16 protein-coding genes and 1 tRNA gene are annotated in these 19,863 nt (G+C 65.8%); 3 read left to right on the top strand and 14 right to left on the bottom strand.

Annotation, left to right across the window (positions count from 1 at the left end):
- Window positions 1-6 precede the first annotated feature (6 nt).
- The 12 genes from AC6UUM_RS12655 to AC6UUM_RS12600 all read right to left on the bottom strand — a co-directional run bounded on the left by AC6UUM_RS12655 (window position 7) and on the right by AC6UUM_RS12600 (window position 13,443).
- Window positions 7-612 (bottom strand): glutathione S-transferase family protein, encoded by a 606-nt coding sequence (locus AC6UUM_RS12655; RefSeq protein WP_500802634.1) that lies wholly within the window; start codon window positions 610-612, stop codon window positions 7-9.
- A gap of 71 nt (window positions 613-683) precedes the next feature.
- A complete protein-coding gene (locus AC6UUM_RS12650) occupies window positions 684-1,424 on the bottom strand; it encodes a hypothetical protein (protein WP_500802633.1) in 741 nt (246 codons plus the stop codon).
- Window positions 1,421-2,401 (bottom strand): sterol desaturase family protein, encoded by a 981-nt coding sequence (locus AC6UUM_RS12645; protein WP_500802632.1) that lies wholly within the window; start codon window positions 2,399-2,401, stop codon window positions 1,421-1,423. The genes AC6UUM_RS12650 and AC6UUM_RS12645 overlap by 4 nt, the downstream gene beginning before the upstream one ends.
- Before the next feature lie 122 nt (window positions 2,402-2,523).
- The gene (locus AC6UUM_RS12640; protein WP_500802631.1) at window positions 2,524-3,435 is read right to left on the bottom strand and encodes a Vgb family protein; all 912 of its coding nucleotides are present in this window, start codon (window positions 3,433-3,435) and stop codon (window positions 2,524-2,526) included.
- Window positions 3,436-3,446: 11 nt separating this feature from the next.
- Window positions 3,447-5,204, bottom strand: coding sequence for an allophanate hydrolase (gene atzF, locus AC6UUM_RS12635; protein ID WP_500802630.1), 1,758 nt, complete (start codon window positions 5,202-5,204; stop codon window positions 3,447-3,449).
- On the bottom strand, window positions 5,201-8,794 hold the full coding sequence (uca, locus tag AC6UUM_RS12630) for an urea carboxylase (RefSeq protein WP_500802629.1): 3,594 nt from the start codon (window positions 8,792-8,794) through the stop codon (window positions 5,201-5,203). Before uca ends, atzF begins: the two co-directional genes overlap by 4 nt.
- Entirely contained in the window at window positions 8,791-9,426 is a 636-nt protein-coding gene (locus AC6UUM_RS12625; protein ID WP_500802628.1) for an urea amidolyase associated protein UAAP2, read from the bottom strand. The genes uca and AC6UUM_RS12625 overlap by 4 nt, the downstream gene beginning before the upstream one ends.
- 11 nt (window positions 9,427-9,437) lie before the next feature.
- On the bottom strand, window positions 9,438-10,283 hold the full coding sequence (locus tag AC6UUM_RS12620) for an urea amidolyase associated protein UAAP1 (RefSeq protein ID WP_500802627.1): 846 nt from the start codon (window positions 10,281-10,283) through the stop codon (window positions 9,438-9,440).
- A complete protein-coding gene (locus AC6UUM_RS12615; protein WP_500802626.1) occupies window positions 10,280-10,765 on the bottom strand; it encodes a CopG family ribbon-helix-helix protein in 486 nt (161 codons plus the stop codon). The genes AC6UUM_RS12620 and AC6UUM_RS12615 overlap by 4 nt, the downstream gene beginning before the upstream one ends.
- On the bottom strand, window positions 10,762-11,523 hold the full coding sequence (locus AC6UUM_RS12610; RefSeq protein ID WP_500802625.1) for an ABC transporter ATP-binding protein: 762 nt from the start codon (window positions 11,521-11,523) through the stop codon (window positions 10,762-10,764). Before AC6UUM_RS12610 ends, AC6UUM_RS12615 begins: the two co-directional genes overlap by 4 nt.
- Window positions 11,520-12,329, bottom strand: a complete 810-nt coding sequence (locus AC6UUM_RS12605) for an ABC transporter permease (RefSeq protein WP_500802624.1) — start codon at window positions 12,327-12,329, stop codon at window positions 11,520-11,522. Before AC6UUM_RS12605 ends, AC6UUM_RS12610 begins: the two co-directional genes overlap by 4 nt.
- 43 nt (window positions 12,330-12,372) lie before the next feature.
- Window positions 12,373-13,443 (bottom strand): putative urea ABC transporter substrate-binding protein, encoded by a 1,071-nt coding sequence (locus AC6UUM_RS12600; RefSeq protein ID WP_500804967.1) that lies wholly within the window; start codon window positions 13,441-13,443, stop codon window positions 12,373-12,375.
- 198 nt (window positions 13,444-13,641) lie between these two features.
- Here AC6UUM_RS12600 and AC6UUM_RS12595 point away from each other — a divergent pair.
- A tRNA-Pro gene (locus AC6UUM_RS12595) sits at window positions 13,642-13,718 on the top strand.
- 136 nt (window positions 13,719-13,854) lie between these two features.
- Window positions 13,855-14,829 carry an alpha/beta fold hydrolase gene (locus tag AC6UUM_RS12590; protein WP_500802623.1) on the top strand — a complete coding sequence of 325 codons (975 nt, stop codon included), beginning with the start codon at window positions 13,855-13,857 and terminating at the stop codon, window positions 14,827-14,829.
- A gap of 91 nt (window positions 14,830-14,920) precedes the next feature.
- On the opposite strand, the gene AC6UUM_RS12585 is transcribed toward AC6UUM_RS12590, so the two are convergent.
- Complete coding sequence (locus tag AC6UUM_RS12585; protein ID WP_500802622.1) at window positions 14,921-16,165, bottom strand: acyl-CoA dehydrogenase family protein; 1,245 nt, start codon at window positions 16,163-16,165, stop codon at window positions 14,921-14,923.
- 255 nt (window positions 16,166-16,420) lie between these two features.
- On the opposite strand from AC6UUM_RS12585, the gene AC6UUM_RS12580 reads away from it, so the two are divergent.
- Window positions 16,421-18,145, top strand: coding sequence for an amidohydrolase (locus AC6UUM_RS12580; RefSeq protein ID WP_500802621.1), 1,725 nt, complete (start codon window positions 16,421-16,423; stop codon window positions 18,143-18,145).
- A gap of 83 nt (window positions 18,146-18,228) precedes the next feature.
- On the opposite strand, the gene AC6UUM_RS12575 is transcribed toward AC6UUM_RS12580, so the two are convergent.
- Window positions 18,229-19,716 (bottom strand): serine hydrolase domain-containing protein, encoded by a 1,488-nt coding sequence (locus AC6UUM_RS12575; RefSeq protein ID WP_500802620.1) that lies wholly within the window; start codon window positions 19,714-19,716, stop codon window positions 18,229-18,231.
- Window positions 19,717-19,863 lie beyond the last annotated feature (147 nt).

Here is a 19,863-nt window from a genome sequence, read left to right as displayed (position 1 = left end):
CCAAACCTAACCCGTCAGCCGCGCCGTGCAGCGCTGGTGCCAATCGCGCAAGCTTGCGGCTTCATCGGGCATGGCGAGGCCAATCCAGCCAGCGAAATCCACCAGGGTCAGCAGGGTGATGTCGGCCAGGGTGAAGCGATCGCCCACCAGCCACGGCCGATCTGTCAGTTGCGTGTCGAACCAGCCCATCATGGCCAGCGCCTGCGGTTTGGCGGCTTCCCCCATCGCCGGGATCTGGTTGACGACCTTGGCGGTGTAGGGGTGGCCGTGCTGCCAGAACAGGCTGACCGGTGTGCCCAGCGCGGTTTCGACGCGGCGGATCCACATGTCGGTTTCGGCGCGCTCGAACGGCGTGCTGCCCAGCAGCGGCGGTTCGGGATGAAGTTCATCCAGATAACGGCAGATGCTGATGGTTTCGGCGAGGACGCGGCCATCATCCAGTTCCAGGAACGGCACCTGGCCGCGCGGGTTCAGCGCCAGCACCTCGGCGGATTTATGCTCGCGCGCCATCAGGCTGACCATGCGTTCCGGGATGGTGATGCCCTTGGCGGCCAGAAACAGTCGCACGCGGCGCGGATTGGGCGCCGGATCCGGCGCAGACCATAACAGCATTTTGATTGTCCTCCCGGCGCGCAGCATGGCGCGGCCGGCCGGCAAAGGCCAGCCACTTGTGGGCAAAAGGCTTATTCGCCGAAGAGCGCCTTGCGGAACAGCTTCTTCGCCAGCCAGGCTTCGAGGATGCGCCCGATCAGATACAGCGCTGCAAAGATGCCGGCAAACACATAGGCCGGCGTGGCCGACGGCGGTTCCTTTTCCTTTTCGGCCTTGTCGGCGGCCATCTGCTTGCGGGTTTTTGGTGCCGGCGCGCCGAGCGCGACATCGATCGGATTGAGCACCAGCTCCTTCTTCTCGGGCTTCTTGGCCTTGGCGTCCTTGGCGGCTCCGGTCTTGGCGTCCTTGGCTGCTTCGGCCTTCTTCTCGGCTGCGGCCTCGGCGCGCTCGCGCTTTTCCACGTAGAGCATCACTTGCCCGAAGCCGAGGAACATGAGGGGCGCCACAAAACAGGCGAGCAGGCTGCGGCTGACCATGTCGAAGCGCAGAACTTGCTTGTCCGCATCCGACACGATGCGCAGCACGCCGGAATCGAACACCGCCAACTTGTCCTGTGCGGCGGCATCCCGCTTGATGAACACCAGCGCGTCGCCAGTGCGTTCGTGATGGGTGCCCGGCGTACCCAGCAGCGGCGCCAGCCGGTCGAGCGCTTCGCTGGCCGATTGGCCGGGGGGCAGTTCCAGCGTGCCATTGACGCGCCAGATCCAACCGAAGGTGCGTTGCAGGAAGCTGGCGTCATCCGATGGTGGATGCAGCAGCGTTTGCGGACTGGTAGGCAGGGCGGATGGCGGCAGGGGTGCGGTGCCGGTCACTCGGCAGCCACCGCTACGGGCGGGCCCATGCGCTTCCTGATGCTCTTCCAGCCTTCGGTGAACGGATGCAGCATCTGTTCGCGGATCGACATGCGGCGCCCGCCTTCCAGGCCGAGCACTTCGGCTTCGCCATCAACGCAGGTGCCAAAGATGCGATCGATGAAGATATACATGCCGGCATAGTTGCTGCGCGTCGCTTCGAAATCCTGGCTGTGGTGCACGCTGTGATGTTCGGTGGTGTTGAACAGGAATTGCCACCACATCGGCGTGTCGAAACGGACATTGAGGTGCATATAGACCCCGATGCTCAGCCGCAGCGCACCGGCCAGCAAGAACGCCCGCGGCAGGAAATCGAACAACCCGCCGATACCCAGACCGATCAGAAACAGCTCGATCGGGTTGCCGACCGCGCCCTTGTTGATGTTGAACTGGGTGATGTAGTGATGCACCGAGTGGGTCAGCCACAACGGATGCCAGTGATGCATCGCGCGGTGCATCCAATACTGGCCGAAATCGAAAATGAAGGTGATCGCGAAGGCCTGCACCAGCAGCGGCAGCGCGATGAACCAGGCGAACTTGTCCCAATCAAAGGCATCCTGTACCAGCCCGAGAATGACCTCGTCGCCGATGAAGCCATCGACCACGCCCAGGATCGTGGCGCCCAGACCGACATAAAACAAATCGACGGCCACTTCCTTCCAGGTCATCTGCCAGCTGTCGTGGCGCGGGAAAAACCATTCGAGGCCGAACAGCAGGATACGGAAACCCAGCCCGATCCCGAAGGCAATCGAGGCCTTGGCAATTTCGTTGGGAGCGTAATACCAGAAGGCCAGCAGGCCGAACAATACCGCCGGCTGGAACCAGCGGAAGAACAGCCGCTTGAACGGGCCACCTTCGACACGGGGCACATTTTCCCAGCCAATCGTCACCGGCGCTTCCGCCCCGATCACCCTCTTGCCTACGCGGACGCCTGTCATCGTTTCCCCGCCAATCCCGATCGAAGCTATCGGGTGTTGGAATTGCCCCGGCCATAACATACGTCAATTCGCGTAACGGCGTCCACCCGGCGGGTATGAGCCGGTAGAACCGGCAATCTGGCCTAATTTGCCGCAGCGCCAAGCGCAGGCTTCGGCCACCACGACAGGGTCTTGACGTCATGGGCGCTGGTCCACACGCCGCGCTTGGTGAAGCGCAGCGCACCGCTGCCCACTGGCTTGCCGACACGGGCAATGATGGCGAGGGATTTGGCGTCTATCACGGTATATTCCTGATCGTCGGTGGTACGGAGCCAGACGCGCCCTGCACCGGTATCGATGTCGCCATATTTCAGATTGGCGCCCACTTTCACCCGGCCGGTGACGCTGTTGCTGCGCCGATCGATGCGGGCCAGCGTGCCGTCGCCCTGTTCCTGCACCCACACCGCGCCTTCCCCGGCGGCGAGGAACCCCGGCTGGGCCCCAAGCGGCGTGGTCGCCGCCACGGTGTTGCTGGCGGGATCGATGCGTTGCAGCGTGCGCGTAGGGGCACTGACCGCCCACAGCGCGCCATGGCCGAAGGCAAGATAGGACGTGCCCTTGGCCGCCTTGATGCGGGCGGTGATCGTGCCGCTCTTGGGATCGACGCGGGCGACTTCGCCGTCGGCGGCGCTGGCCACCCAGATCGATCCGGCGCCGGCGACGACATTCAGTTCGCCGGATCGGTCGGCGATGCCGGTTGCCACGGTCTGGGTGATCGTGGCGGTTCTGGTGTCGATGCGGTTGATGGTGCCATCCTTGCAGTCGGCCACCCAGACGCCGTCCGCCTTGATCGCCATCGCGCCGCACGGCCGCGTCATCTTCACGGCAGCGATCAGGCCCGTTCGGCTCCAATGCTCCACCCGGCCGCGGTTGGTCATCCACACCGTCTTGCCATCGACGACGAGGAAATCGCCGAAATCCGGCACCGTCTGCACCTGGGCGGGTTGGGCGAGCGCTGGCGCGGCGAGCAGCGCGGTGAGCAGAAGGATGCGCATGATCGGTTCCTTCAGCTGCGCTGGGCGATATAGGCGCGCCAGCCGCCGAGATGGGTGATGTCGGTGGCGCCATTCAGCGCGCGCGGTTCGGCGACAAAGCCTTTCACGCTGCTGCCGTCGGCCAATGTCACCGTGCCGATGGCGAGCGGCGGCGGCACATCGACCACGAAGCTGCCGAATTCGGCGACGCCCAGTTCATACACCTCGATCTTGATCGCTGCGCCGCTGGGATCATAGACCAGCGCCGGCTTGGGCGGGGTGCTGTCGGCCATGGCATAGAGGCGGTAGCTGGGCGCGGTCTCGAACGCCCCGACAAACACGGCATTGCGGGAGGTGAGCTGCCAGTGCAGCGGCATCCCCTCCAGATGGGCGCCGACAACGGCGAGTTTCACGGTCTGCATCTTGCCCTCCAGATCAAGTGGTGGTGGTGCGTGGCCTGTCGCGGCGGCCCAGGTGGCCGCAAGATCGAGCAGCGCGCGATCCGTATCCGCCGGCGCGATGAAGCTGATGCCAAAGCCGACGCCATTCGCCTTCGCGCCAGCCGGCACCGCCACCGCCGCCATGTCGAGCAGGTTCACGAAATTGGTGTAGAGCCCGAGATTGCTGTTCAGCCCCACCGGCGCGGCCAGCATTTCCGCCACGCGGTAACTGGTTGGCGTCGTCGGGAAGGTCAGCACATCGATATTGGTCCACAAACCATCGGCATGGCGCTTGATATCGGCGAGGCGATAGACGGCATTCCACAGATCGACGGCGCTGTGCTGCCAGCCCTGTTCCACCACGGCGCGGACGGTGGGATCGATGGCATCCGGGTTGCTGGCGAGGATGCCGGCCATGGCGGCGGTGCGTTCGGCCACCCACGGCCCGCCATAGAGAAGTTGCGCGGCCTCCAGCAGCGGCGCGATATCGATTTCCACGACGTCGCCCAGCGTGGCCAGCTGTGCCAGCGCCTGATCGTAAAGATATTCCGCCGCGACATCGCCGAACCAGTTGCGCTGGTCGCGGCGCGGCACGCCGAAGCGGCGCGGGTTGATCGCTCGGTCGGCAAGGGGCTTGGAATAGGCGTCTGCCGGATCAAAGCCGGCCATCACGCCATCGACCAGCCCGGCATCGGCGGCATCGTTGGTGAAGGCGGTGATGCAATCGAGCGTGCGGCAGGCCGGCACCAGGCCGGTGCTGCTCCAGCGCCCGCGGCTGGGCTTGAAGCCGATCAGATGCTGGAAGGCCGCCGGCACCCGGCCGGAACCGGCGGTGTCGGTGCCGAGCGCGAACGGCACCAGCCCGGCGGCAACCGCCACCGACGACCCGGAGGACGAGCCGCCGCTGATCCAGGCCAGATCATGGGCATTGCGGGGCGCGCCATGGGGGCTGCGCGTGCCGTTCAATCCGGTGGCGAATTGGTCGAGATTGGTCTTGCCGACGCAAATCGCCCCCGCCGCCTTCAGCCGCGCGATCACCGCCGCATCGGCGGCCGGCTGATAGGCAAAGTCCGGGCAGGCGGCGGTGGTGGCAAGGCCGGCCACGTCGATATTGTCTTTGGCGGCAAAGGGCACGCCGGCCAGGGGCAGGATTTCACCGGCGGCGATGCGGGCATCCACGGCGCGGGCCTTCGCCAACAGATCATCATCGGCGGCGCGGCTGATCCAGATTTGCGGCTGCACGGCGTCATAGGCGGTGATGCGCGCCAGGGTTTCGGCCATCACGGCCTCGGCACTGGTGCGGCCGCTCTGGACGGCGCTGGCCGTGGCGGCGACGTGAACGCGGATCATGAGGCCCTCCGGATCGCCAGCATCGGCGCGCCGGGCTGCACCGCACGGCCTTCGCTCAGGTAAAGCGCCGCCACCGTGCCGGCCATCGGGCTTTCGACGGGGCATTCGGTTTTCATCGCTTCGATGATGGCGATGGTGTCGCCGGTCGCAACAGTGTCGCCGGGCGCCACCAGCAATTTCCAGACGCTGCCGCCGAATGGGGATTCGACCAGGTCACTGCCTTCGGGCACTTCGACGGCTGCGGCGCCCGGAGCAGTGCCGCCATCATCGGCCACGCGGTCAAATTCGCCCTTGCGCTGCCAATCGGCGCGTTCCTCGTTGAACGCGGCTTGGCGGGTGTGCTGGAATTCGGCGATGGGGCCGGCATTGTCCGCCAGAAACTGGCGATATTCGGCCAGCCGGAACTCCGAAGGTTCGATGCGGATGGCGCGGCGGCCGCTCGGCACGTCGCGCCGCCAATCCACCAGTTCTTCGGCGCTCACCGGGAAGAAGCGGATCTGATCGAAGAAGCGCAGCAGCCACGGCTTGCCTTCGATGAAGGCCTGGGTCTGGCGGTGGGTGTTCCACACCTGCACGGTGCGGCCGAACAATTGATATCCGCCCGGCCCTTCCATGCCATAGATGCACATATAGGCGCCGCCGATACCGACGACATTGGGCGGCGTCCAGGTGCGGGCCGGGTTGTATTTGGTGGTCACCAGCCGGTGGCGCGGATCGACCGGCGTGGCCACCGGCGCGCCGAGATAGACATCGCCCAGGCCCAGCACGAGATAGCTGGCCTGCCAGATGATGTCCTCCACGGCGCCTACATCGGGCAGGCCGTTGATACGGCGGATGAATTCGATATTGTCCGGGCACCATGGCGCATCATCGCGCACGGCGGACATATATTTCTGGATGGTCTCCAGCGTTGCCGGATCGCGCCAGCTGAGCGGCAGGTGGACGATGCGCGATGGGATGCTGAAGTCTGCCAGTTCGCCCAGCCGCTCGTCCGCGGCCAGCAACGCCGCGCGTGCGCCAGCCTGATCGAGCTGCTCGCCATCGAAATGCAGCTGCAAAGATCGGATGCCCGGCACGATATCAACGACGCCGGGCAGGGCGAGGCGATCGAGTTCGGTGGCCAGCGCCGCCACCCGGATGCGCAGCTCGATATCCAGCACGATGTCGCCATATTCGACGAGGATGTAGCGATCGCCCTGGGCGCGATAGACGGCGCGCGGCCGTGCAGCGGTGGCCGGGGTTTCGGCGAGGATCGGGGACAACGCTGCGATCGGTCGGGCCGGGCCTTCATTGGGCGCGGTGCCGTGCGTCAGCAGTGCGGTCACGGCCCGGTTGGCAGTCCGCGCGTCATCCTGCGTTACCGGCACGAAGCGCAACGTGTCGCCGGGCACCAGCTGGCCGATTTTCCACAAATCGGCAGCGATCACCACGAACGGGCAGACGAAGCCGCCCAGCGACGGGCCGTCAGGGCCCAGGATGATCGGCATGTCGCCGGTGAAATCGACGGCGCCGATGGCATAGGGATTGTCGTGGATGTTGGACGGATGCAGCCCGGCCTCCCCGCCATCGCGGCGCGCCCATTGCGGCTTTGGCCCGATCAGCCGCACGCCGGTGCGGTTGCTATTGTAATGCACCTGCCAATCGGCGGCGACGATGGTGGCGATATCGTCGGCGGTGAAAAACTCCGGCGCGCCGTGCGGGCCATAGATCACCCGCACATCCCAGCGGCTGGGCAGCGCCGGCAGCGGTGCCTGCGGCAGCGCTTCGCCGACCGGATCGTCGCCGAAATGCAGCATGTCGCCTGCCAGCAGCCGGCGCGCGCCGTGGCCGCCAAAGCCGCCCAGATCGAAAGTGGCGCGGCTGCCGAGATAAGGCGCGATATCGAAGCCGCCAGCGACCAGCAGATAGCCGCGGATGCCACCATGTTGGGCGCGGCCCATGGCCAGCACCTGGCCCGCCGCCACCTCGATGGCTTGGCCGCGCGCCACCGGCGCGCCGTCCAGCGTCGCGCCGAAATCGGCGCCCATCAGGCAGATGCGTGTCGGCGCCGTGAAGGCCAGCTTTGGCCCGGTGACAGTGATCTCCAGCCCGGCAGTGCCCTCGGCATTGCCGATCAGGCGATTGCCGAGCCGGAACGAGCGATCATCCATTGGCCCGGACGGCGGCACACCCACCGCCCAGTAATGCAGCCGGCCCGGCCAATCCTGCACCGTGGTCGCGGTGCCGCCGGAGATCACGCGAATGCCGCGCGGCGCATGGGCGACATCGTTCAGCGCACGGGTGGAGACCGCGCCGCTGGTGAAGGCCGGCATGCGCACCACCTCGCGCAGCCAACGCAGATTGGTTTCGATGCCATCGATGCGGCTGGCATCAAGCGCGCGCGCCATGCCGGCCACGGCGGCCTCGCGGGTGGGGGCATGCACGATCAGCTTGGCCAACATCGGATCATAAAAGGCGCTGACCAAGCTGCCGGCCATCACCCAGGTTTCGGTTCGGATATCGGACGGAAATTCCACCGCAGTGAGGAGCCCGGTGGTCGGCCGATAATCCAGCGCCGGATCTTCGGCATAGAGGCGCACCTGCACGGCATGGCCATTTGGCTGCGGCGACGGCGAGTCCAGCATGGCAAAATCGCCGGCCGCAGCGCGGATCATCCATTCGACCAGATCGATGCCCATCACCGCTTCGGTCACGCCATGTTCGACCTGAAGGCGGGTGTTCACTTCGAGGAAGTAGAAGTCGCGCGTGTCGGCATCATAGAGAAATTCCACCGTGCCGGCATTGCGATAGCAAGCCGCTTCGCCCAGCCGCACCGCGGCGGCAAACAACTGCGCACGCACGCTGTCGGGCAAATTGGGGGCCGGCGCTTCTTCCACCACCTTCTGGTTGCGGCGTTGCAACGAACAATCGCGTTCGCCCAGCGCCACCACGCGGCCTTGGCCATCACCGAAGATCTGTACTTCGATATGGCGGGCACGGGCGACATAGCGTTCCAGAAACACGCCGGCATCGCCGAAATTATTCTGCCCAAGCCGCGCCACCGCATCATACGCCTCGATCAGCGCGGCTTGATCGGCACACACGCGCATGCCGATGCCGCCGCCGCCGGCCGTGGCCTTCAGCATCACCGGATAACCGATCGCCGCTGCGGCGGCTGCGGCCTCTTCAATGTCACGCAGCAGCCCGCTGCCCGGCGCCAGCGGCACCTCGTTGGCCTCGGCCAGAGCGCGCGCACTGTGCTTGAGGCCGAAGCTGCGGATATTGTCCGGCGTCGGGCCGATGAAGATGATGCCGGCCGCAGCGCACGCCTCGGCAAAACCGGCGTTTTCCGCCAGAAAGCCATAACCGGGGTGGATGGCGCCGGCGCCGGTGGCCTTGGCGGCGGCAATGATGGCTGCGCCGTCCAGATAAGTGTCGGCGGGCCGCTCACCGGGCAGGCGCACCGCCACGTCCGCGGCTGCAACATGGGCGGACGCTTCGTCGGCATCGGAAAACACCGCGACCGATTTCAGCCCCATGGCCCGCACCGTGCGGATGATCCGCGTGGCGATGGCACCGCGATTGGCGATCAGGATGGTATCGAACCTCATGCGCTGATGATCATGCGCACGGGCGTCGGGTTGAACGCGTTGCAGGGATTGTTGATCTGCGGGCAGTTGGACACCACCACGATCACATCCATCTCGGCGCGCAGATCGACGGTCAGGCCGGGAGCCGACAGGCCATCGACAATGCCCAGCGCGCCATCGGCCTCCACCGGCACATTCATGAAGAAATTGATGTTGGAAACAATGTCGCGCTTGCCGCGGCCCTGGCCCAGATTGGCTTCCAGGAAATTCTCGACACAGGCGTGCTGCGATTTGGTGTGGTGGCCGTACCGCAGCGTATTGGACTCGCAGGAACACGCCCCGCCGATGGTGTCGTGATAGGGGATGGCGCTGGCGATGATGGTCATCATCGGCCGGCCTTCATTCGAAATCAGCCGGGTGCCGGTGCGCAGGAACAGATTGGCCTGGGCTGCCACTGTGTCCTGCGCGCTGTAGCGCTCGGCATCATCGGCGGCGGCATAGATCAGGAAATCCACCGCCTGATTGCCTTCCAGATCGACGATGCGCAGCGTCTGCCCGGCGGCGACCTCATGCAGCCACGGCGCGCGCGCCGGCACGATTTCGTCATGAACAATGGCGCCGGGCAGGCCGGCCAGATGCGGATCAATTGGCATGGCAAGCGTCCTCAGCGGCGATAATGGTCTTCGACATTCAGAAAGGCGCGCAGCCCTTCCGGTGTCGCGGTGCGAATGGGATCATCGACTGGCGTGACGGCCCCGCGCCAGGCCGTCGCGCGCAATGGTGTCACCGAATAGGTGGCGCGCGGATCGAGCACATGCGGGCAATTGGCGACGACGAAGATCAGGTCCATCTCGGCACGCAACAGCACGTGCCGGCCGGGCGCGAACGGGCCAATCTGGGGCGTGATCGTGCCATCGCTTTCGATGCGCGCGCCTTTGAACAGGGTGATCGACGGATGCACATCGCGCCGGCCCAGGCCATGCTTGGCCGCGCCGAGCAGCAATCGGTCACGCGCTGACGGGTGCGTGCCGCTGTTGGCACCCTCGCCATAGCGCGCCGCGTTGCTGACCGGGCTGGATGCACCGCAAAACGCATCATGCGTGCCGGCACTGTCCTCCACGAAGCTCATCAGCACCCGGCCCATATCCGACAGCAGCAGCTTGCCGGCCCCCAGATAGGCGTTCCACTGGATCTTCACCGTATCGGCGACATTCAACCGCTCGCTGGGCATTTCGGCGTTGAAAATCTGGATGGTGGCCGCCGCATCGCCGTAGAGATCGATCAGCCGCAGCCGCGCGCCGCGCGGCAGCCGCCTTGTGGCATAGCCGCCCGGCGCGATGGTTTCCGCCCACAGCAGATCGTCTGGCGCGACCCCGGCGGGCAGATCGTTGGCCACCGGCGGCAACAGCGGCATGGCCTCCACAATCGTGCCGCCCTGGGCGCGGGCATGATCGCGCGCGGCCAGCGGATCGGCCAGCGCATGACCGGGCAGGGGGGTGTTATCCGTCATTGCAGCCGTTTCCCATTTGCAGTGCGTTCCTGTTCGTGAAGGGGTGGCAGCAGCGCCGGGGTGGTCACCAGATCCAGTTGCTGCACGCCGCGCACCATGCGCAGCGCATCGGCCAGCGCGCGCAGCCGCCATGCCGGCCCCTGCAACAACAGCACCTCCAGCGACTGGTCATCCTCCAGGAAGACATGCTGGGCCGAAATCACCTCTTTCAGAAATTCGGATTCGATGTGCGCGAGCTGCGTGCGCACGCGGCCGCGATCGGCGCGATAGACCAGCGTGATGGTGCCGGCGAAGATCGCCTCCGGGTGCGCCAGCGCTTCATGCTCGGCCACGGCGTTGCTGATCAGCTCGGCGATCAGCTGCGACCGTGTTGCAATCTGGCGCTCGTGCAGCATGTTATCGAGCTTGCGCATCAGCGCTGCCGGCAGGCTGATGCTGAGCCGCGCCAGAGCGGCGACGGTGGCGGGCGCGGCATTCTTCATGCGCCGGCTGCCGCAACAGCGTCGAGCGCCACGTCCTTGGGCTTCAGCGCCAGATCATAGGTCGCCACCGCGCCAAAGCGATGCGGCGCATGCGGATCGTGGCGGCGCTTGTCCAGCGCGATCACCCGCGTGCCCAGCGTGAAGGCTTCGCGGATATCGTGGGTGACCATGATGATGGTCAGGCGGTGTTCCTGCCACAGCCGGCGGATCAGCCCGTGCATGTCGGCCCGGATGCCGGGATCGAGCGCGCCGAACGGTTCATCGAGGAGCAGGATGCGCGGGCGCATCATCAGCGCCTGCGCGATGGCCAGCCGCTGCTGCATGCCGCCCGACATCTGCGCCGGATACAGGCCGGCGGCATCGCCCAGGCCGACCGCCGCCATCATCGCCAGCGCGTCTTCGCGGGCGCTGCGCCGGGCGGTGCCGAACAAGCGCGCCAGGATCGGGCTGGTGGCAAATTCGCGCGCCAGCATCAGATTGCCCAGCGCGGTCAGATGCGGAAACACCGAATAGCGTTGGAACACCACGCCGCGATCCGGGCCGCACTGCGCCAGCAGCGGTTGCCCATCCAGCAGGATCTGGCCGCGTGTGGGCGCTTCCTGCCCCAGCACCAGCCGCAGCAGGCTGGATTTGCCAGCGCCCGAAGGGCCGACGATGGAGACGAACGCGCCGGCCTCGATGCTGAGATTCAGCCGTTCCAGCACGATGCGGTCGCCATATTCGACCCACACGTCGCGCATCTGCAGCAGGTCGGTCATGGCCGCTGCGCCCACGGGAACAGCCGGCGCCCGCCTGCGACCAGCGCCAGGTCCATCGCAATTGCCAGAAAGGCGATCCACGCGACATAGGGAATGATGATGTCCATCGACAGATAGCGCCGCACCAGAAAGATGCGGTAGCCGAGCCCGACGTCCGCCGCGATGGCTTCGGCGGTGATCAGGAACACGAACGCCGGGCCCAGCGACAGCCGGGCGGCCTGGATCAACCGCGGCATGGCCTGGGGCAGGGCGACGCGCAGGATCACCTGCCAACTGCTCGCGCCCAATGTTTGCGCCTTGATGATCTGTTCGGGCGGCAGGCCGGCGACATGCCCGGCCAGATCGCGGATCATCACCGGCGCGACGCCGATGACGATCAGGGCGACCTTGGCGGTCTCCTCCAGGCCAAGCACGATGAACAGGATCGGCAACAACGCGATCGGCGGGATCACCGCCACGCCCACCACCAGCGGCCCCAGCGCGGCGCGCGCCAACGGCAAGGCCCCCAGCGCCAGCCCGACCAACAGCGCCGCCGCCGTGGCAATCCCCATGCCCAGCCCCAGCCGTTGCAGGCTGGCCAGCGTGTCGGCCCAGAACAGATAATTGCCGGTGAGCGGATCGGGCTGTGCCGCCAGCGCCCACAGCGCCGACGCCATCGCGCCGGGCAGCGGCAGCAGGCGATCGGCCGGATTGGCCGCGTGCCGCATCGCCGCCGCCACCAGATAGGCGATGGCCAGCGCCGCGATCGGCACCGCGCCCAGCAGCACGGCTTGCTGGCGGCTGATCTTGTGACTCACCCCGCGCAAGGCAGAACATCACTGGCAAGGTGGAAGGGGCGGCTGCACGCGATCATAGCGCACCATCGGCCGCCATCTGCATGAAGCGTTCGTCAAAGCGCAGCGTGACGCGCGCCGGATCGCCCAGCGTCTTGCCGCCCGGAAAGCCGATGCCGACGGCGTCGGCGCTGGTGGCTCCCTTGAACAGCCCGCGCGAGAAGGAAAAATCGCGCACGCGGGTCATGGTGGTGATCAGCGCCGGGCTGGCGGTCGCTGCTACTGCAGCCTTGGGATCGGCATAGAAGAAGGTGGTGGCCAGTTGATTGTCGAACTGTTCGGGGCTGGCGCCGGCCATTTGCGCCATCGCCGCGCGCGCCGCCTTGCCCTGCGCATCCTGGCGTTGCAACAAGGCCACGGTTTCAAACCAGATGCCGGCCAGCGCCTTGCCCAGATCGGGATTGACCTTCAGCGTGGCGGTATCCACCACCAGCAGATCGATGATCTCGCCGGGCACGTCGGCGGAGCTGAACAGCAGCTTCGCGCCGGGCTGTGCGGTGATCGCCGACAATTGCGGATTCCAGGTGACCGCCGCCTCGACATCCGGGCTGGCAAAGGCCGCGACGATATCGGCATCGGCGGTGTTGACGGTCTTCACGTCGCGCAGTGTCATGCCCGCCTTGTCGAGCGCGCGCGCCAGCAGATAATGCGAAACCGACAGCTCAACCAGATTGATCGGCCGGCCCTTCAGCGCCGTGATGCTGGCGGCGCCCTTGGCCACCAGGCCGTCGTTGCCGTTGGAATAATCGCCAGTGATGATCGCGCTGGTGTCCTTGCCGGCCGCCGCCGGAATGGTCAGCGCGTCCATGCTGGCCACCGTCACGCCATCGAGCTTGCCAGCAGTGAACTGGTTGACCGATTCGGCATAATCATTGACCTGTACGACGTTGATTTTCAGGCCATATTTGTCGGCCCATTTCTTCACGATGCCGGCCTGGGCCGCATAGGGCCAGGGCATCCAACCGGCATAGATCGACCAGCCGACGCTGAACTCCGTGCGCTTGGCCGCGGGCGCATCGCCGCCCGAACCGCATGCCGTCACCAGCAGTAGCGATACGCCTGCGATGATCCTGCCAACCATGCCCATCTGCTTGCCCCAATCCTTGCATCCCACGCATGCCGGCGGGCCCGGCGCTCAGCAATCGGCAATATTACGTATTTCGATTTTCGTATTACCGGGCCGATGGCCACTTCAGATAGAACCGTTGCACAGCAGCCATCGCCGCCGCTCGTCCAGCCGCCAGCCTTGCGCTTTTCAGGGGCTTCACTTAGGGCAGGCCAGAGTCGGGGAGTGGCGCAGTCTGGTAGCGCATCTGCTTTGGGAGCAGAGGGCCGCAGGTTCGAATCCTGTCTCCCCGACCATTCTTCAGATCGGGAATGGATCAACAGCCTGGCCAGATTTCCGGGAACACCTCATCCTTGAATCTGCAGCATCTCAGGGCTTTGTCCTGACGTGAAAGGGCCGCCACATGCGGTCGGTTTGCAAGGAGCTCCATGCGTGGACGCACGTGATGACATCGACCCGCTTTGGGCACCGCAGCCCGATGCGCTGCCCGGCTGGTTTCATGAAGCACTCGCCGTGCCGCGCGAGGAAGGCTTCATCGATGTCGCGGGAACGCGCATCCATTATTTTGGTTGGGGGGACCGCTCGCATCCGCCGATCCTGATGACGCATGGCTTTCTGGCGCATGCGCGGTGTTTCGCGTTCATCGCACCGTTTCTGGCGGGCGACCATCACGTCATCGCCTATGACCTGTCGGGAATGGGCGACAGCGCCAACCGGCCCGGGTGCGATGCGCAGGCGCGCGGCGCCGAGATGGTCGCGGTTGCCGAGGCGCTGGGGCTGTTCGAAGGCCCCTCCAAGCCGGTCATCATTGCGCACAGCTTTGGCGCGTCTGTCGGCTTGACCGCGCTTGCGTTGGCCGCGGACCGATTTTCCGGCTTGATCCTGTGCGACATGATGGTCCTGCGGCCTGAGGTGCTGGCGGAGCGGAACCGGCAAGGCAACGGGCGTCCGGGCTCGGGCGACCCCGACAAGCCCCAGCGCCGCTATCCGGACTATCCCACAGCGCGCAGCCGATATGTGCTGTCCCCGCCGCAGCCGGTCGGTGAGGCCTTTCTGATGGATTACATGGCCTTTCACTCGCTGCGTCGGAGCGGCGAGGAATGGACATGGAAGTTTGATCCGCACGTTTTCCGTCAGAACGACGCGCAGCCGGGGTGGCATGAGATGGGCAAGCGCGTTGTTGCCGTTCCGGGCCGCAAGGCCATCGTCTATGGCGCACAAAGCCTGTTGTTCACCCCTGACTCGGCTGATTATGTCCGGGAATTGGGCGGCACCGATATTCCCATCATCGCCATTCCGGAGGCGCGCCACCATCTGATGCTCGATCAGCCGCTGGCGCTTGTAACGGCGCTCCGGGCAATACTCGAGATGTGGCACACCAACGCAAATAGGGGCCCAACCTTGTAAGGACGTTCCTCGGTTCGATCACGCCGCGTGCAAGACGGTCGAAGCGGGTTTGCCTCGACCGCATGCACCAATTTCGCCTGGAACCGAACGATCAGTGCAGCCCCGTCTCGTGCCGTCCGACAACCATGTGGTGCACCTCGTCCGGACCATCGGCAAAGCGCAAGTGGCGAACGTCGGCATAGAGTTCGGCCAGCGGTGTCCATTGCGAAATGCCGGCGGCCCCGTGGATCTGGATGGCCTGGTCGATGATCTGGCAGGTCTTTTCCGGCACCATCGCCTTCACCATGCTCACCCAAACCCGCGCCTCGCGGTTGCCCAGCACGTCCATCGCCTTGGCGGCCTTCAGCACCATCAACCGCATCGCTTCGATCTCGATGCGGGCGCGGGCGATCAGTTCCAGATTCTTGCCGAGCATGATCAGCGGGCGGCCAAAGGCCTCACGCGAATTGCCGCGTTTCACCATGTAATCCAGCGCGATCTCGGCCTTGCCGATGGTGCGCATGCAGTGGTGGATGCGCCCCGGCCCCAGCCGCACTTGTGAAATCTCGAACCCGCGGCCTTCGCCAAGCAGGATGTTTTCATACGGCACCCGGACGTTTTCAAAGCGCAGATGCATGTGGCCGCGCGGCGCGTGATCTTCGCTGAACACATGCATCGGACCCAGGATCTTCACGCCTTGCGTGTCCATCGGCACCAATATCTGGGATTGCTGGCTGCTCGCCGGGCCATCATCGCTGGTGCGCACCATCACGATCATCACCTTGCAGCGCGGATCACCGGCCCCTGAGATGTAGAATTTCTCGCCGTTGATCACCCAGTCCCTGCCATCGCGCACGGCGCGGGTGCGGATGTTCTTGGCATCGGACGAGGCCACATCAGGCTCGGTCATGGCATAGGCGGAGCGGATTTCACCGGCGAGTAGCGGCTCCAGCCAGCGTTGCTTCTGCTCGTGCGTGCCGACCCGTTCCAGCACTTCCATGTTGCCGGTGTCGGGCGCCGAGCAGTTCAGGGATTCCGATGCCAGCGGCACCTTGCCCAGTTCGGCCGCGATATAGGCATAATCCAGATTGCTCAGCCCTTCGCCGGTTTCGGCATTGGGCAGGAAGAAATTCCACAGGCCAGCCGCCTTGGCCTTGTCCTTCGCCGTCTGCAGCAATTCCAGCTGCCCCGGCGCCCAGCTCCAACGATCGGCCCGGCCCTTGCCCAGGGCTTCGAACTCCTCCGCAATCGGCACGACATTGTCGTTGATGTGCCGGACAACGGCGTCGAACAGCGGCCGCGCCTTTTCCGACATGCGCAGATCGTTCATCTCGGGATTTGTGAAGATATTGGTCATCGTCTGGGTCCTCTTGTCCGCCTGCATGCTTGCCGCCACGCCGCGGGCGCGCAAGCCCATAATTTGGTGATGGCCCACAGGCCGGTATCCTGTGTGACTGTATCGACCATCGGCGCTTGCAACACCGCAAGATCGCCGCCTAACATCAACGATGAGGCCGACATTCCGCCAATCTGCGCCGCCAGCTGGCGCAAATGAGCTGACGACGAACATGCGGGGGAGCAAATTGATATGAAGGCGGGTCAGTTCGCAAGCATGCTCGGCGCCTTACTGATCTCGGTCAGTTTTTCCCCATCAACGGCCAAGGCCGCGTCCGGCGCTGCGGATCTGATTTTGACCGACGCCCATGTCTATACGCTGCGCTGGGGCGAGCCCGCGCGCGATGGCAAGCCGGCGCCCGATGCGCCCTTTGCCAACGGCACGTGGCACCCCGATGCCGCAGCGGTGGCGATCCGTGGCGGCAAGATCGTCTATGTCGGCAGCGACAAGGGCGCGCTGGCGCTGCGCGGCAAGCGGACCCGGGTGATCGATCTCAACGGCGCGACCGTGATCCCCGGGCTGGTCGATTCGCACACCCATTTCATCGAACTGGGCGCCAAGCTGGAATCGGTTGACCTGACCGATGTCGCCACCGAAGCGCAGGCGGTCGCAAAGGTGGCCGAGCGGGCGAAGTCCGTCCCCAAGGGCGAATGGATCTTCGGTGCCGGCTGGGACGAGGGGGCCTGGGCCAACCGCTATCCGGACAAGCAGCAGTTGAGCGCCGCGGTGCCCGATCATCCGGTGGTGCTGCGCAGCCTGCACGGCTTTGCCATCTGGACCAACCAGGCCGCGCTCGATGCCGGCAAGATCACCAAGGCCAGCCCGGTTCCGGTCGGGGGCGAGATGCGGCTGGGCGCGGATGGCCAGCCGGGTGGCCTGTTCCTGAACCGCGCGGCGGTGATGGTTGACGCGGCAGTGCCGCCCGAGCCGCAGGCGGTTGTCGCGCGCCATGCGCTGAAGGGCCTCACGCAGATGGCCACCGACGGCTATGTCACGGTGCACGAGGCCGGTGTAGGCGCCCAGGCGATGGCCGCACTCCAGCGACTGGAGGACCAGCACCGCCTGCCGATCCGGGTCCATGCCATGCTCTCGCTGCGCGACCCGCCCTTGATGCGGCAGTGGATCGCCAAGGGGCCGGATCGGGACACTGACTCCATGCTCGTCACGCGCGCGGTCAAGGCCTATTACGACGGCGCGCTGGGATCGCGCGGGGCGCGGCTGCTGGCCGACTATGCCGACAAGCCGGGCCACCGCGGTATCAGCGGTGACGGTTATGGCTTTGATCAGGATTTGGCCAAGGCGGCGATGCAGGCCGGCTTCCAGCTCGGGATCCATGCCATCGGCGATGCGGGCAACCGCGAAGTGCTCGATTTCTTTGAGGCACAGTTCAAGGCCGATCCCGCCACACAGCGCAACCGCCACCGGATCGAACACGCCCAGGTCATTTCGCCGCAAGACCAGCCGCGCTTTGCCCGGCTGGGCGTGATTGCCTCGATGGAACCGCCCCACGCGGTGGAGGACAAGAGCTGGGCCGAAGATCGCCTGGGCCCGCAGCGCATCCTGGGCGCCTATGCCTGGCGCACGCTGCGCCGTGAGGGCGCGCGACTGACCTTGAATGCCGACAATCCGGGTTCCGATCACAGCATCTTCTATGGCCTCCACAGCGCGATCACCCGCCAGGACAAGCAGCTTCAGCCCGCCGGCGGATGGTATCCGGCAGAGCGGCTGACAATCGAAGAAGCGATCCGGGCCTATACCAGTTGGTCGGCCTATGCCGCCTTCCGCGAAAACCAGACAGGGATCATTGCCAAGGGCCGATGGGCTGATCTGACCGTCATGGATGTTGATCCCTTCGCCTTGGCCGGAATCGCGCCGGAAAAGATCCTGACCGGCCGGATTCGGGCGACCATTGTGGGCGGCAAGCTGGTTTATCAGCGATAGGGCGCCCGCCTGTTTTGTCAGTCGGAGACCATCGGCCCGTCCGTTCGAAATATGGGCCCCGACCACCGCCGCCGGCGGCGTGGCTATTTCTTCGGGCCCGGCTCGAACGACCAATCGAGCGCCTGGATCTGCGGCGTAAGTGTGGGCGCCAGCAGCACATGCGCAAACAGCATGCCGTTCTGGCAGTGCCACAGATAATCGCCTTCCAGAGCGCCCTTGGCGCGCACGCCGGGCGGCTGCGGGCAAGGACCGCTGTGGGTCTTTACTGCGGCGATGTCGGCGGCGCGGTGGGCGGTGTCGCGGTCCATCAGCAGGTTGACCGCCAGCGCTTTCGGCTCGGTTGCCACCGTGCCGCTGGTCCAGATGCGGTGCAGCGGTTCGACCAGCCGGGCCAGCGGCAGTGAAATCGGCAATATGTCCGGCTTGATCAGGCCAGCGGCATGCAGGGCCATCATGGCATCCCAGGCCGGCGCGGAAGCCGCGCCATAGGTGAGGTTGGTGAACACGAACACGCCCCAGCCGCTTTCCGGCACGATAACCATGTGGCTGCCATAGCCGGGATAACCGCCGCCGTGAAACGCCACGCGGCCCAGCGCGCAATCATCGCCGACCCTGAGCCCGCCGCCATAGACCACCGCGACCTCGCAGGGCTGTGTCGCCGGCAGGGCCGTGGGGCGCTGCATCCGGCGCGGGGAGCCTTCGCCGCGCAACAGGCTGCGCACGGTAACGCGCGCCTTGGGTTCGTCTGTGCCCGGCGCTGCGGCTGGCCAGGCCGACAGCAGATGATCGATCCAGCGGGCATAATCCGGCACGGTGGTGATCACGCCGCCCATGGCCCCGAAGGCGCCCGGCGCCATGTCGGGCTCGCGTTGCCATTTGCCGTCTTCCCAGCGCCAGCCGGGGGCCAGCTTGCCCGCCGGCACATCGGCCAGGTTGAAGCTGGTGGACGTCATGCCCAGGGGCGCAAAGCGGCGGCGGGTGATTTCGGCTTCGAAGGGCCGGCCGCTGACATTGGTGATGGTGCGGCCCAGCATGGCATAACCGAGGTTGCTGTATTCATGGACAAGGCCCGGCGCGCGGGTTGAGGGCACGCCAATGGCCAGCAGGGCGGTGAATTCGGCTTCAGGCAAGGGCGTTTGCCGGTCACCCCAGGGATCATCGGTGACGAATCCGGCCATGTGGTGGACCAAATCGGTCACGGTGAGCGCGCCGGCCCATCCGGCGGTTTCCGGCAGCACGGAAACGACCTTGTCATCCAGCCGCACTTTGCCTTCGGCCGCCAGATCGAACAACGTCAGCGCGGTGAAGGCCTTGGTCATGCTGGCGATGCGAAAGCGCGTGTCGGCGGCGACTTTGCGCCCTGAGGTGACATCGGCAACGCCGGCCTGGCCGGCATGCACCAGGCCCTGACCGCGGCGCACGATGCCCCAGCCCAGGCCGGGCACATGGTTCTTCGCCGCCCAATCCTGCATCTGGGCATCGATGCGGGCGGCGATTTCCGGCGGAACCGGCTGCGCCGCGGCGGGCGCGGCCAGCGCCAAGGCGGCAAGGCAGAGGCGAGCGAACATCATGGTCCTTCCTGGGCCGAAGGTCAGTGGCCAGCGGTGATTGCACGGAATGATATGCTGCCATCAAGGCGGTGATTGGTGCGATCGTCAAGCGTGCGCCTGCAGCGGATCACCGACGCCATGCTGGCCATGGCTTGCCAAGCCCCGGCA

The organism is Sandarakinorhabdus sp. (assembly GCF_987265915.1).
This window is presented reverse-complemented; position numbering and strand designations above follow the sequence as displayed.